General features: G+C 62.7%; 10 protein-coding genes. 9 read left to right on the top strand and 1 reads right to left on the bottom strand.

All coding sequences use genetic code 11. The features are described from left to right. The first annotated feature begins 49 nt into the window (after window positions 1-49). Together RGE_RS23590 and RGE_RS23595 are read left to right on the top strand one after the other, a co-directional pair. Window positions 50-580: an HAD domain-containing protein gene (locus RGE_RS23590; RefSeq protein ID WP_232504998.1), complete on the top strand. Its 531-nt coding sequence runs from the start codon at window positions 50-52 to the stop codon at window positions 578-580. Window positions 581-672: 92 nt separating this feature from the next. Continuing rightward, window positions 673-930, top strand: a complete 258-nt coding sequence (locus tag RGE_RS23595) for an AbrB/MazE/SpoVT family DNA-binding domain-containing protein (RefSeq protein ID WP_014427990.1) — start codon at window positions 673-675, stop codon at window positions 928-930. Between the two features lie 79 nt (window positions 931-1,009). Here the strand turns inward: RGE_RS23595 and RGE_RS08770 are convergent, their stop codons facing one another. Then, window positions 1,010-1,900: a helix-turn-helix transcriptional regulator gene (locus RGE_RS08770; RefSeq protein ID WP_043783928.1), complete on the bottom strand. Its 891-nt coding sequence runs from the start codon at window positions 1,898-1,900 to the stop codon at window positions 1,010-1,012. 177 nt (window positions 1,901-2,077) lie between these two features. Here RGE_RS08770 and RGE_RS08775 point away from each other — a divergent pair, with 177 nt between their 5' ends. The 7 genes from RGE_RS08775 to RGE_RS08805 all read left to right on the top strand — a co-directional run bounded on the left by RGE_RS08775 (window position 2,078) and on the right by RGE_RS08805 (window position 14,465). After that, window positions 2,078-5,713 carry an ATP-binding protein gene (locus tag RGE_RS08775; protein ID WP_158443086.1) on the top strand — a complete coding sequence of 1,212 codons (3,636 nt, stop codon included), beginning with the start codon at window positions 2,078-2,080 and terminating at the stop codon, window positions 5,711-5,713. Further along, window positions 5,710-6,375, top strand: coding sequence for a condensin complex protein MksE (locus RGE_RS08780; protein WP_014427993.1), 666 nt, complete (start codon window positions 5,710-5,712; stop codon window positions 6,373-6,375). The genes RGE_RS08775 and RGE_RS08780 overlap by 4 nt, the downstream gene beginning before the upstream one ends. Continuing rightward, window positions 6,372-7,607 carry a hypothetical protein gene (locus RGE_RS08785; protein ID WP_014427994.1) on the top strand — a complete coding sequence of 412 codons (1,236 nt, stop codon included), beginning with the start codon at window positions 6,372-6,374 and terminating at the stop codon, window positions 7,605-7,607. Before RGE_RS08780 ends, RGE_RS08785 begins: the two co-directional genes overlap by 4 nt. Beyond that, window positions 7,607-8,452, top strand: a complete 846-nt coding sequence (locus RGE_RS08790; RefSeq protein WP_014427995.1) for a DUF7281 domain-containing protein — start codon at window positions 7,607-7,609, stop codon at window positions 8,450-8,452. Before RGE_RS08785 ends, RGE_RS08790 begins: the two co-directional genes overlap by 1 nt. 75 nt (window positions 8,453-8,527) lie before the next feature. Further along, entirely contained in the window at window positions 8,528-10,933 is a 2,406-nt protein-coding gene (locus tag RGE_RS08795; protein WP_014427996.1) for a tellurite resistance TerB family protein, read from the top strand. After that, window positions 10,930-12,234 carry an ATP-binding protein gene (locus RGE_RS08800; protein WP_014427997.1) on the top strand — a complete coding sequence of 435 codons (1,305 nt, stop codon included), beginning with the start codon at window positions 10,930-10,932 and terminating at the stop codon, window positions 12,232-12,234. The genes RGE_RS08795 and RGE_RS08800 overlap by 4 nt, the downstream gene beginning before the upstream one ends. A 23-nt stretch (window positions 12,235-12,257) precedes the next feature. Further along, window positions 12,258-14,465 (top strand): DEAD/DEAH box helicase, encoded by a 2,208-nt coding sequence (locus tag RGE_RS08805; protein ID WP_014427998.1) that lies wholly within the window; start codon window positions 12,258-12,260, stop codon window positions 14,463-14,465. Window positions 14,466-14,550 lie beyond the last annotated feature (85 nt).

Raw genomic sequence — 14,550 nt, forward strand, 5'->3', positions numbered from 1 at the left:
GCCTCGTCGAGGGAGGCGCTGCCTCTCAAGGAGGTGTCGGTTGTCACAGGTGAAGCTCGTCAAGGGGGCAGATGAGCGTCTGCTCTACCTCGACTTCGATGGCGTTCTACATCACGAAGCGGTGATCTGTACGCGCAAGCGGGGCATACACGTCTCTCCGAGCGAAGCTCCCGGCCGGGTGCTGTTTGAGTGGCTTCCGCTGCTCGAGGAGGCGATAGAGCCGTACCCCGCTCTGAGGCTTGTTCTGAGCACGAGTTGGTGTGTGCGTCCTGGGTACGGCAAGGCTCTGAAGCGCCTGCCGGCAGCGCTGAGGCCGCGCTTCCTCGGTGGAACGTTCCACCGTCGTGTCCACGGCCTCGCGCAGGCGGACTTCCGCGCGACACCGCGCTGGGCTCAAATCTTTAACGACGTACAGCGTCGCCAGCCGGCCGGATGGCTAGCGGTTGACGATGACGTCGCGGACTGGCCAGCGAGACTGCGCCGGCATCTCGTGGCTTGCGAAGGGGACACCGGGCTCTCGGCGCCGGCTGCTCTAGAAGAACTGAGAAGCAGGCTGAGTGGGTTGTTCGATTCCAGCTGACCGCCGATCTCGAAGGAGGCTCGAGCGCGATGCATCTGGGCTTGGCACGCCATCTTCTGCCAAGCACTACCTCTCTCGGGGGCGCAGTCCCGATGGCAGCGAGCGTATGTCTGGAGGGCAAGTTGTCAAAGATCACCACGGTTTCTACAAAGGGCCGCGTCAAAATTCCGCGGAAGGTGAGGAAGCGCCTCGGCTTGCGGCCGGGAGACAAAGTCTCGTGGGTTCTGCTTAGCGACGGGACACTAGTCGTCAGGCCGAAGACGCGGCGCCTGAGCGAGCTATCGGGTTTACTAAGAGGTGCACATCCAAGAGATGGGGCTCTCGCAGTCGAGGACATGAAGGTCCGATGATGAAGATCGGATGCACTTCCGAGATGCTGCGGCGCTGGGTGCACCGCAGAGCCAGGCCATTTGGGAGGGCGTCACAGGTTCAGTCGGATGCCATAGAGGTCTTCGGAAGGTAAGGCAACACTTCCGGCCTGTTGAGCAGCGCAATCTGCTGGGCCTCCGGAGGTGCCTCTTGTCCAGCAAGCAGTCCCAGCCGTTTGAGCGTGTAGAACAGCAGCGCTTGTCTGCAGTCGAGGGTGACTCGTCCGTTCGTCATACCGTAGTCCAACTCGATGACGCGCTGGGCCGCAACGGACAAAGCTGGGTTGGGGCCGAGCAGCAAGCTGACCTTGCGATGCCACGCCTCGTCCTTGTCGCCGGCGACAGCAGTCTCATCGGTAGCTCGTGCTTCGATGATGCGTGCAATTACGAAGTCGAGGTACTGCTCTCGACGGTGGCAGTGGGCCCGGACGTGCCAGCGAAAGCCGTCGAACGCAATCGCATGCGGAGACAGGTGTCGTTCCACGGGCTCCATTGATGACATTGACTGGTAGCTGACTTGAACCTGCTTTCCCTCACGTATGGCCGCCAGCAGCGGGAGCAGAACCTCGGCGGGGACTTGACGACCAGGGCTGGCTGTCAAGCCTGTCGAGGGGGTCCAACCGATAAACGTCAGCTCGGGCTGGAGTACCCCGGCAGCCTGAGCCAGCAGTTCGTTGAGGAACCGCTGAGGGGTGTTGCTTGGGTAGAGGGGCTTGAACCGCTCCCCCGCCAGGTAGACCCGCGCGCTGCGGTCGTACACGGCATTGTCCGGAGCGAGTTCCACATATCTGGCGATGTCGAGCGACGCCTGTGGCACCGAGATGCCGAAGAACGTGGTTAGGTCGCTACGGTTGATGCGACCATCCCAGCGCAAGCGGACGTCGATGAACTCCAGCCGACGTTCCTGCCCCCACCGACTGGTGGTCTTGGGCTGCTTGGGCGATTGAGTCATCTTGTGCGTGCTCGGCCGGGCGGGGCTGTCCGAACAGCCAGTATGCGTATAGAAAAAATACCCATACAATAAGCATACGGTCTCTCAAACAAGAAGGCAAGTCAAAGGGTGGCGATGCAGGGACGAGCAACCAAGTACCAGCTTTGTCGAATGGTGCTCATTAACGCTGGGACGAACATGCATGTTCCCAGTGGGCGCATCACGGCGATCGACCCTCGAGGCGGGGCCGCAGTGCTTGGGGACAACGGGGTTGGCAAGACCACCACTTTGCGCATCCTCCCGCTCTTCTTCGGGCACCTTCCCAGTCAAATCGTTGCCGCTGGCCACGGCCAGGAGGCCATGGTTCGATTCGTCTTGCCGACCGACGCCAGCGCCATCGCCTTCGAGTACCAGCGTGGCTCGGACGCTGAGCATGACCTGCGCTTGGCTGTCATCCGGCGGCGCGCCGATGACCCCGATGTGCCGTTCTACCGCCTGTACCGGTGCGGCTTCCGCAAGGAACTCTTCGTCGATGAAGGGCGGTTCCTGAGCGATGACGAAACGCAGCTCAAGGCGACCGAGCTCAACATCCCGACCACCGGCAAGTTGACAACATCCGAGTACCGCTCGGTCATCTTGCGAACGCCGGCCGTCTCCAAGGAGCGAGAGAAGCTTCGCCGCTTCGCCATCGAGTGGTCATTCGGCCCCAAGCAGCTGGACAACCTGGACCGTGTCGTCGCGGCCATGGTGAAGAAGCACATCAACTTCGCCGACATTGTCCAGGTCGCGGTTAGCCTGGTTCAGCACGACCTGGGGCAGGGTGCCGAACGCGCCAAGCTGACGTTCAAGCAGGGGAAAGCGCCCATCGAGCGCTGGCTGCGTAACCGCGAGGCCTGCGCAGAGGCCTTCCGACTCGCGCCTGAGTTCGCCGAGCTGGATGACGACCTTCGCGACCTCCGCGCTGCCGAAGCGCGTTACCGGGCATGCCGTGCTGACGTCGCCGCCCTGACGATGGCGCGCGTGCAAGAGGCCGACGGGCTGAAGAAGACGCTGGAGCACTTGGCGGCAAATCGGGCGGTAGCGCTTGAAGCCGAAGGGGTGAAGAGAACTGAGCTGGCGCGCGCCGCGTCAGCCGCCGCGAGTGAGTCGGCCACTGCGAAGGCTGAGTTCGATGAGGCACACCTCCAGGCGCGACGCTTCGAGACGGGTAGGGCGGCCGATTGGGAGAAGCTCGTAGAGGAACTCCCGAGCCTGAAGGCTCGCGTCCAGACGCTCGAGTCCCAAGTTGGCGCGGCAGAGGCTGTGCAATCCGAGGCGACCGCCAAGTACGCAAGGCTGCAGGAAGAGGCCAAGACCCGAACCAGCGAGCAGTGCCTTGCTCTGGAGCGCACCAAGGGTCCCCACCGCGAGCGATTGGCGGAAGCGCTCCGTCAGATTGCCGCCGCAGAGACGGGTGCTCTGACGCTATGCGACGAGGTGGCTGTCGCCCGACGGCAAGAGCTGGACGACCAGATGGAGCCCCTGCAGGGGCAGCGCGGCACCTGGGAGACGCGTCAGTCCAACCCCGCGGCCTCTGACGAAGCGCTTCGGGAGGTGCAGGAGGCTGAGACCCGGCTTGAGCGGCATCTGGGAGATGTCAATCAGGTCCAGCAGGTGGCTGGCACAGCCCAGACCGAGCTTCAGGCAGCAAGTCACGCGTTCGAGCGCCAAGAGGCAGAGCTGCGCAAAGCGCGCTCTGACTTGGCTTCGGCCAAAGCCCAGCATGCCGAAGCACTGGCGAGGCTCAACCCTCCAGAAGGGACGTTCCTGGCAGCCCTTCGGGCGCATCCAAGTGACGACTGGAAGCGCAATCTCGCGAAGGTTGTCAACCCGGAGCTTCTCAGCCGAGATGACCTGGACGTCGCCGCGGTCGAAGATGCGGCGAACACTCTCTACGGCTGGAGGCTCAACACGGGCGTTATCGGTGCGCCGGACTGGGCTGATGATGCGCTGGCGCGCCAGTCAGTCGAGACCGCCAGGGCAAGGGTGACCACGGCAGAAGCCAGGGTGGCGGAGCAAGAGGCTGAGCTTGCCAAGCGTGGCCGCAACCGTGACGACGCGACACTCAAGGTGCAGACGTCGCAGGCCCGGCTGGCCGTGCTTAAGAACCAGACGGAAGAGCGCCGAAGTCAGCGCGACGCTGCCCGTCAGCGAGTCGATACGGAGAAGCGGAACGCCCGCGAGAGGGCTGCGGCCGAGCTGGCGAAGGTGCGGACCGCCATTGACGAGTTCAAGAAGCAACTCAAGACGCTCGGCGTCGAACACGCCACCTCTCGCGCTGCCGTCAGGGCAGCACATGACAAACAGCGCGTCGACGCCCAGCGGCTGTGCGACGAGGCCGTGGCCGCCATCGACGCCCAAGCGGCTCGACTCCAGCAAGAGCTTGAGGCGACGCTTCGCAGCCTCGCGGAGCAGCTGAACGAGCACCTCAACAGAGCGGGTGTTGATGTTCAGCGCCTCGACGGGCTGCGAACCGAGGTGAAGGGGCTGCGCAAGGGCATCCGCGAGCGGGAAGACAACCAGGCACTGGTGGAAGCCTGGAGGGTTTGGCTCAAAGCGGGCGGCGCAACGCGCGTTGAGACCCTTAAGGCGGCAGCAGCCAGGTCAGCTGAAGCTTCCCGGGTAGCGGCCGCAAAGGTCACCGAGTTCGAGCAAGCAGCCGAGAAGTTGGGCCGTGAGTACAACGCTACCGTGGCCTTGCATGAGCGTCGGCTGGGCGACGTCGCTGACGAAATCAAGGTCCTGCAGGAGATGGATGAGTCGTTCGGCGACTACCTGGCAAGCGGAACTTCCGTCATCGACCCGAACACCTCGGCTCGCGACCTGCGGTCTAAGGTGCGCACCGTCCGTACGGAAATTGACAAGCTCGAAGAGGCCATCAATCGACGGACCTCGACTCTGCGGCAGACCTTGACCGCCAAGAACAGCCTGGTCAAGGAGTTGGTCGACACCAGCCTGGAACAGGCCAGCGGGGACGGCATCATCAGTCGCGCGACGGCGCTCTCCATTTGCTACCGGCAGGTCGGGCCCCAGGTTGCGAACGACGTCAACCTCACCTTGCGCACGCTGCTGGCGAACATCGGTGCGTTCCAGAAAGCCATTCAGGCTTTCGAGCGTGAGGTGTCAGCTTTCAACCGTCGCCTGCAAGAGGGGCTCACCGAGGTCAAGTGCTTCGAGCGGGTCAAGGACCTGCGCCTGGACATCGTCACCAACTTTGAGGGCCTGGGGTTCTACAAGAAGCTCTCGCGCATGGAAGAAGTCGTTCGCCTGCACGCAAGCGAGGTCGGCAAGGACTACACGCGCGAACTCCCGCCGGACGAAACCGCCCGTGCTTTGGGTGACTTCATGAGTGTTATCGGCGCGGACGGCAACGTCGAGGTGAACCTCTCTCAGCACATCACGCTGAAGGGGAGCGTTTCCGACAACGGGCAGCACAAGGAGTTCAAGCGCGCCAGTGAGTTGGAGAACATTTCTTCGGAGGGCTTGACGTCGCTCGTCCTCATCACGCTGATGACAGCTCTTCTCAACACGATCCGCGGGACGGAGCCGGTGCATGTGCCTTGGGTCACCGATGAAGTCGGCAAGTTCGACCCCAAGAACTTCCGCGCGCTGATGCAGATGCTGCGGGACAACCGCATTGACGTGGTTACGGCCTCGCCGGAGCTCGGGCCGGCGCAACAAGCCATGTTTGCGCAGCGGTACCTGTTCGAGGACCGAGGTCGGATTCGTGAGTACAGGCCTCTGGAGGCTCTCGTCGCTGCCGCAGCGACTGCTGCAGAGGAGGTCCAGCCATGAACTCACGTGTCCTGAAGCTGTTGCTCGCCGGCGAGTACATCTGCTCGGTTCGCTATCGCGATGAGTTCAGCCTTCTTGATGACGATGACGAACAAGAGGCCGTGAACACCTGGCTCGAGAGCCTGAACATGAGACTCGCCAGGCTCGGGGAAGACGGTGCATTTTTTATGGCACCGGCGTACATCGGGGTGAAGGAAATCACCCAGGTCAAGAACGAGCTGCTCAAGTTCCGTGACGAGTATGGGCCGGCCGTCCTGCTGCTTGACTTCATTCGGCAAACCGATGCGGGTAGCGTCTTCCTGAGTCCCGGCGAGTACATCGCGCTGTACCAGCTTGACGCCGCGGTGTCGCAATCGACGATGATGGAGACCCAACTCAAGAGCCTCCTGAGCGTCATCAGCAACGCCTCGCAGCGAAACACCAATCACGAGAACCTGCGGCGACTCTTGGACCAGTTGGTCAAGGACGGGTACGCCATCCTGGTCAACAAGGACTCGGGCACCTACCAGGTCACTGGCAAGATTGAGCAGCTGTACGCAGTACTTCAGTTCTTGGACGAGAACAAGGTCATCCCCGACACCGAGGTCGATGACCGCGAAGCGGACGAGGCGGGCGAGGACCTCGTCGACGCTGCCCAGGCAGACGAGGGGACGGCAACGTGAGCGAGCGTGGCGACCAGGTTCAGAAGCTGCTGGCAAGCCTTGCCAAGCACGCGGACCTCATCGCCGAGGCATTCGACGGAGCCGTCTCCGGCGGGGACAAGCAGCGGAACGCCGGGATTGAAGCGCTGTTCGGGCTGGGCGTCCTCAAGCCTTACGACGAGGACAGCTACCGGCTGAATCCTCGCCTGCGCGAGTTCTTCGCTGACTACTTCTCAAGCTACCACGCCTTCCAGGCGCTGCGCAGAGTGTCAGGCACGATGCAGCAAGCGCAGGAGCAATGGCGAGAACTGCGTCGGCTCAAGAGGCTCGGTGCTTCGAAAGACGTCGCCCGCCTCTACGCGGCCTTCGATGAGTCCATCGTGGAGATGGCGTACTCCATCGAGCACAACCTCGCCATGCTGCACTCGCTGCTGTCGACCCAGTACGGCAACGTCGATGACCTGAGCTCGAAGCTGCGGCAGAACCGCTACTACTCCAAGCAGGTCACGCAGTTCCTTCGCGACGTCAAGGGCATCGACGCGTTTGTGGAGCAAATCGCTGAAGAAGCCGTTGCTTCAGGGATGACCGATGTCAGGCACTTGGTCACCCGACGGCTCGGGGCACGATGCCTGAACTGGACCTCGCAAATCAAAGACGCGCAGGCCGTCATCAGCAAGCGGCTGTTCGAGGCCAAACTGATGGAGGACCGCCTAAAGCGGCTGTCGCGCTTCGCGCTATGGCTGACGCGCCACAAGACGGCTGACGGCTGGGACCTCGCCGTTGAGAACAGCGCCAGCGAAGCTCTCTTCAGGCCGGAGTGCATCGAGCTTCGACCGCAGCCAGACGTCGCAGACACCGACCCCTCTGCCTGGGACAACCTCCTCGTTGCGGTTTCCAAACTTCCGCCCAAGAAGGCCCCGCCTGCGCCGAAGGCTGAGGAGGGTCCACAGCTCCTGCTCGAGGACGAAGCCAACGAGGTGGTGGAGGTCGTTGACCCAGCGCGAAAGGCGCTGCGGGAGCTTGTGGCCCACGCATCCCAGTTGGACGCGCCAATCTCGTTGCTGCATTGGAAGCGAGCGAGGCCTGAGCTGGCCGATGTGAGCGACGAAGCGTGGCTGATGTTCTCCTGCTTGCAGCTCAAGGGCGGCGGGATGCGGCTGAGCTTCGTCGAGCAGCCTGTGCTTGACCCGTTCCCCGTCAACGAGGCGTTCTACGACGTCGAGGTTCGAAGACCGTTGCATGAGGCTGCCTGATGACGTTCACATCGCAGCAGATTCAGTTCCTCCAGCGCCTAGTCAGCGAGCGACCCAGTCAGCGGCGCGTGGGTGACGTGTCGCGGCACTTGAGCGAGCACTACAGCCTTGGAACGATGGTCGGACGCCAAGTGGAGTACCGCGACGAACACTTGCGGATGGCTGAAGCGCTCCTTCGAACCCACGACCTTCCGGTGAGTCCGATGGCTCCCTCCGCGACCCGTGCCGATGTGGCGGCGTTCGGGGGGGTGTCCGAGAAGGCGCTGAGCGCTGCACCCCACGCCGGGTCCATCGGCGTGAAGTGCGTTGGCTCGTGCACGCTGGACGGATTACCACTCCGCACGCCGGATGGCACATACCTGGTCGTGACTCCGGAAGTCGCGCGCCGCATCAGGTGTGACCGACTCATGCTGGTGGAGAACCTAGAGACGTTTCGACAGCTCGAGCGATACGGCTGGATTGACTACCTCGGGTGTTCGGTGCTTGTCATCTATCGAGGGGACTCCGTGCTGTCTACCGGTGAGGCTCTCCAACTGCTGCGGGTCAGGCGGGAGCCCGTCTGGGCGTTTGTCGATTTCGACCCGGCGGGTCTGGTCATCGCGAACGCGTTGCCAACGGAACGCCTTGAAAGAATCGTTCTTCCCGAGCAGGCGTGGCTTCGCAAGGCAGCGAACACCTCTCGCGGTCGCCAACTGTTCGAGGAGCAAGAGGCTAAAGCACGTCCAGGCCTAGAGCGCGCTGTTCATCCGGAAGTACGTAGGGCTTGGGCTGAATTGACCGAGCTGCGCAGTGGCGTGACCCAGGAGCGGATGCTGTCCATTCGGGGGGAGGCGAAGACCGAATGAGCGCTGGCTGCTAACTGGCGGCGCTATTCTGTGCGTACTGCCCCGGCAGAGGAGCGACCAAGGGAGGCTGAGACTGTGGGTAAGAAGAAGAGCTCTAACACGAGCAGCGGTGTTGTCATCCTGTTGATTGGCGCAGTGGCGCTGATTGCAGCCATTCCCAAAGAGGTCTGGATTGGTGCGGCCTTGCTCGCTGGGGTCGGCATCGCCGTCTACCTCTACTCCAAGTCAAAGAGCTATCGGTCGCCTGCAGTCGATGAACGTCCCTCTGCGCTCGAGTCGCGCCCCGCGACCAGGCCTGAAGTGGCGCCCCAGAGGGTCGCCGCGCATACGATTGCTCGCTTCAGTGAGGTTGACGAGCCCGTCAGCACCGGCGCAGGGCAAGGCCGGGTCTCTGCCTTCCGCATCCCGGCAGCTCCCAAGGGGTTCGGTCAAGCATCCTGGGTTCCTCCTGGGCAGTCCGTTGACGTCGGTGGTGTGACCATCCCGGGTGGAATGGTCTACGTCGGCACAAAGCTGCAGACGCCTGCTGGTGCCAACGACCCCTGTCTCATCGACCCGTCGAAGTCGGTCGCTCGGCAGGGCGACTACACCGAGCGGCAAATGGGTTACTGGCCCAGCTACTCGGAGATTTCCGGTGGGGCACGCCGGGCCTACCTGAACTGGTTGGCAGGCGGGCGCAAGGGCCCAGAAGCGGACATCGGCTACGTCTTCCTGTTCTTCTACGGCCTGGAGCGCCGTGCCATCATCGACGCGACGAAGGACGAGGCCGCTCGTGCGGACTGGCCCGCAATCGCCGCTGAGCTCCGCCGCCTTCTCGGCATCTACGGTGACAAGTCTGGGTCGTTTCGCGGCTACGCAGCAGCATTGCTCGACTGGGTCGCCCTTGCAGAGCACCCGGTGCGCCTCTACGAGAAGCCCGTCCTCTCTTTCCCCAAGACCTACGAGCTTCCACTTTACGTACGGCTGGCGTTAGGTCAGGCCGCAGTGGACGGCGCGCCAGTTCCTGTTCACCTCGCACTTGCCTGGGCTCGACTCGAGCCGAACATCTATCTTCGGACGCCGGCCACTCGGTGCGCGGCTGAGTTTGAACAGCTCTTCGCCGCCAAGTACGCTGAGGCCTTCGGCGCCGGCATGGTCATGCCGCGCAATCGCACCAAGCTCAAGCTCGTCTACCGACCGGCCTCTGCAGGCTTCCGCGGGTACGACGAGTTCAAGCTCACGTTCCGCGAGACGCCTGACGTGACAGTGCTGACCGCTCCCGTGAAGAAGCTTCAGGAGGTGGTCGAAGCAGCAACGAAGCCGTTGGAGCCATTCAGTCGGCTGGTCGGCAAGAGTCCCGAAGCCAAGGACTCCCTCGAGGCGTTGCTGCAACTACCAGCGCCACTCTGGCCTGACAGGGCCAAGAAGACGCTACAGGACCTCAAGACGAGCATGGGCGACGGCATGGTTGCGATGCCATTCCAGGACTTGCTGAGCTCTCTTGGGGCCAAGACGGCGTTCACCAAGGACAAGACCATCTCGCTTGCCCGAACGCTCGAATCCGCGAACGTGGGCCTCGAGCCCGATGTACTTGCTGGGGCCAAGGCGCCGAAGCCTGAAGATAAGGTTGTTCTGTTTGCTCTGCCACCGGCTGAGCCGCAGTCTCGCGTGAATGGGCCGTATCTCGCGGCTGCGCTGACGTTGCAGCTAGCCTCAGCTGTGGCCTCGGCCGACGGCGATTTCGGCACCAAGGAGATGAGCCACCTGCGCGAGACTGTGCTGTCGTGGAACCACCTCACACCCAGCCAAACGCGCCGTCTCCTGGCGCACTTGCGGCTGTTGATGCAGGCTCCGGCATCGTTGACCTCCCTGAAGAAGAAGCTCGAGCCGCTTAACTTGTCCATCAAGGAGACGATTGCCGCGTTCATGGCAACGGTCGCGCAGTCAGACGGCGTTGTGGCCCCGGCCGAAGTCAAGATGCTGGAGAAGGCCTACAAGGCCCTCGGTGTGGACGCGAAGAAGGTGTTCTCCGATGTTCACGCGGTCGCAGCTGGCGTGACACCGACCGCCGCAACGGTAGCCAAGGTCGAAGAGTCGGGCTTCAAGCTCGACCCGACTCGGGTCGCTGCGCTCCAGAGGGATACCGAAAAGGTGTCGGCGTTGCTCGCCAACATCTTCACCGAGGCACAGGAGCGCGGGGAGGAGACAGCGGCTGAATCCGTGGAGGAGGAACCGGGCACCGAGCCGACGGAGTCGACTGAGGTGGCTAAGGGCCTCCTTGGTCTGGATGAAGCTCACTCGGCGCTCGCCCGGATGATGCTGTCACGCCCGCAATGGAGTCGGGAAGAGCTGCTTGACGTTGCGGCGGACCTCGACTTGATGCTCGACGGGGCGCTCGAACACATCAACGACGCCGCGTTCGATACACACGACATGGCCCTGTTCGAGGGCGACGACCCCGTGACGGTGAACGCTGAGATTGTGGAGAAGGTGGAAGCATGACGACGACGATTCGCCCCAAAGACCGCGACGCTGTCATCCAGTCGCTGCGCGCCGGTGTCGTGCCCCGCATGGGGCAGCACCTAGTACAGGTAGGCCGCACCCGGGAAATCGAGACGCTTGTCAGCGACATTGAACGCATCGCCGACGGTGGGTCGGCCTTCCGAGTCGTCATCGGCGAGTACGGTGCCGGCAAGACGTTCTTCCTCAACCTCGTGCGAGCGGTGGGGATGGAGAAGAAGCTTGTCGTCGCGAGTGCTGACCTCAATCCGGACCGGCGGCTGCATGCCAGCGGAGGCCAAGCCCGTTCGCTGTACGCAGAGCTGATGCGCAACCTCTCGACGCGCACGAAGCCAGATGGCGGCGCCTTGAGCGGCATCGTCGAGAAGTTCATCGCCACGGCCAAGTCCGAGGCGAAGGGCTCCGGCCAGACCACTGAGGCCGTGCTGCGCCAAAAGCTGGACCAACTGACCGAACTGGTGAACGGCTACGACTTCGCCGACGTCATCGCGGCGTACTGCCGCGGCTTCGAGGAGGGCAACGAGCAGCTGAAGTCGGATGCAGTCCGCTGGCTGCGCGGTGAGTTCTCGACCAAAACAGACGCCAGGCAGGCGCTGGGCGTGCGGACCATCGTCGACGACGCAGCCGTGTACGACCAGTTGAAGCTGATGGCGCGATTTATCCGCCTTGCCGGGTTCTCCGGGCTCCTCGTGAGCCTGGACGAGCTTGTGAACCTCTACAAGCTCGCAAACACGCAGGCACGCAACTCCAACTACGAGCAGATTCTCCGCATCCTGAACGACTCTCTGCAGGGAACCACAGTGGGTCTGGGCTTCGTGCTCGGCGGAACGCCAGAGTTCTTGCTCGACACTCGACGGGGCCTCTACAGCTACCCGGCGCTCCAGAGTCGACTCGCGCAGAACACATTCGCAACCAACGGCCTGGTGGACTTCAGCGGGCCGGTGGTGCGACTTTCGAGTCTCACGCCGGAGGACTTCTATGTCCTCTTGCAGAAGATTCGCGGGGTGTATGCCTTCGGTGACCCCACCAAGCACCTGTTGCCCGACAACGGGGTGATGAGCTTCATGGAGCACTGCTCCAAGCGCGTCGGCGACGCCTACTTCCGCACGCCGCGTACGACCATCACTGCCTTCATCAATCTGCTGGCGGTGCTGGAGCAGAACCCTGGTGCAGCCTGGCAAGACTTGCTTGGCGGCATTGATGTCGCTGCCGATACGGGCGGCGCTGGCGACCAGGCGGTTGAGGCAGAAGACGGCGACGAGTTCAGCTCGTTCAAGATGTGAGCCTGGATCGAAGGAAGCGGTAGGTGTCCGACTCCAGTTCTTTCCACCTCCTCGATGAGCGCATCCAGCGCTTTATCTGGGCGGAGGGCTGGGAGTCGCTCCGGGAGGCCCAAGAGGCTGCCATCCCCCTGATCGTCAAGGCTGACCGAGACGTCATCGTGGCCGCTGCCACCGCAGCAGGTAAGACAGAAGCGGCGTTCCTTCCCGCCTTGACGCATTTGATGGCGTTGGAGCCGCCGGGCCTCATCGTCTACATCAGCCCGCTGAAGGCTCTCATCAACGACCAATTTGGTCGCCTGGACCGACTCTGCGAGCAGTTGGAAGTGTCGGTTTGGCCGTGGCACGGCGACATCTCTTCATCCGTGAAGACGCGGTTCTTGGCCAAGCGGCAAGGGGTCTTGCTCATCACCCCGGAGTCACTCGAGGCGCTTCTGTGCAACCGCGGCACGACGATTCGCGCAGCCTTCGAGCGACTGACCTTCTTCGTGGTCGATGAGCTTCACGCTTTCATTGGCGCAGAACGTGGCAAGCAACTGCAGTCGCTGATGCATCGCATCGAACGTGTCCTTGGTCGAACCGTACCTCGCATCGGGCTTTCTGCCACCCTCGGCGACATGAGCCTTGCTGCCGGGTTCCTGCGGCCTGGCCGTGGGGCGGCGGTGGCGATGGTGGAGTCGAAGTCCGCCGGAAGCGAGCTCAAGATTCTGGTCAAGGGCTACGAGGAACCCTTGGTTGTTTGCCCAGAAGAGGGCGAGGACCCACCGGAGCCGACGACACCGGCTCAGATTGCTGCGCATGTCTTCAAGGGCTTGAGAGGCTCGAACAACTTGGTGTTCCCCAACTCCAGGCGCGAGGTGGAGAGGTACACGCACTTGCTCAATAAGCTCTGCACGGCGCAGCAGGTACCGAACGAGTTCTGGCCCCACCACGGTAGCTTGTCCAAGGAAATTCGCTCGGAGACCGAGTCCGCGCTCAAGCAGAAGGAACGCCCCGCTACCGCCATATGCACGAACACGCTCGAGCTGGGCATCGACATCGGGGCGGTCAAGAGCGTCGCGCAGATTGGCCCGCCTCCCTCGGTGGCAAGCCTTCGTCAGCGCCTTGGCCGCTCGGGACGAAGGAAGGGCGACCCTGCAATTCTGCGTGGCTACTGCATCGAGGACGCGCTGGGCGGAAAGTCGTCTATCGCTGACGACCTTCGACTTGGAACAGTGCAGATGGTGGCGATGATTTCGCTGCTGCTGGAGGGGTGGTTCGAGCCACCGCGGTCGCATGGAGCACACCTCTCGACGTTGATTCAGCAGGTGCTGTCGTTCATCGCTCAGAACGGCGGAGCCACCATCGGTCAGCTCTATAGCTTGCTGTGCGCCCCGGCCACGCCATTCGCGGGGGTCTCAAAGGACGAGTTCATTGAGCTCGTCCGTCACCTCGGGCAGAAGGAACTGCTGATGCAGGACTCTGCGGGCACGCTTCTTCACGGGCGCGTGGGTGAGAAGCTAGTCAACCACTACACCTTCTACGCAGCGTTCGCGACAGACGAAGAGTTCCGCATCGTGGCTGGCGGCAAGACACTGGGTACTCTGCCGGTGTCGCAGGCGCTCGTCATCGGTCAACGCATCCTGTTTGCGGGCAAGACTTGGCGAGTCGAGGACATCGACGAGGACCAGAAGGTCATATTTGTTGCCCGAGCTGGCGGGGGCGCTCCGCCGCTGTTCTCTGGTGGGGCGGGGAGGACCCACACGCAGGTGCGGCAACGGATGCGCCAGCTGTTGGAGTCAGCGGAGGTGCCGCCCTACTTGGACGAAGTCGCGAATCGGTTCTTGGTCGAGGGCCGAGCTTGCTACGCAAGTCGCGGGCTCGGGCAGGCGTACTGGGTGGACCAAGGTTCGGAGCTGCTCTTGTTGACTTGGCTCGGAGATTCCGCAAACGAAGCGTTGGCTTGTTTGCTGCAGCGTCGCGGCTTCATCGCTACTCCTGGCGGCCCAGGAGTGCAGGTCCTGAAAGGCAGAAGTACCACCGAGGCCGTCGTAAGCGTCTTGTTCGACGCTGCCGTTGACGAAGCGCCGCCATTGGACATGCTGCTGGCCAAGACAAAGAACCTACAGCGTGAGAAGTGGGATTGGGCATTGCCGGACCCCTTGCTGCGAAAGGCATACGCGAGCCTGTACCTAAACATGGGCGAGGCGCTTGCCTGGCTTCGAGCGCTTCCGAATCGAACTTGCGATGACTGACGGTTCAGCAGACCCTACGTGGATGTCGCGGCGAAACCCGATTAGCAGGGGTTCCTTTGCCAGCAAGATGGTCTGCTGAGGAACG

Origin of the sequence: Rubrivivax gelatinosus IL144 (genome assembly GCF_000284255.1) — a bacterium.
Classification (GTDB): Bacteria; Pseudomonadota; Gammaproteobacteria; order Burkholderiales; family Burkholderiaceae_C; genus Rubrivivax; species Rubrivivax gelatinosus_A.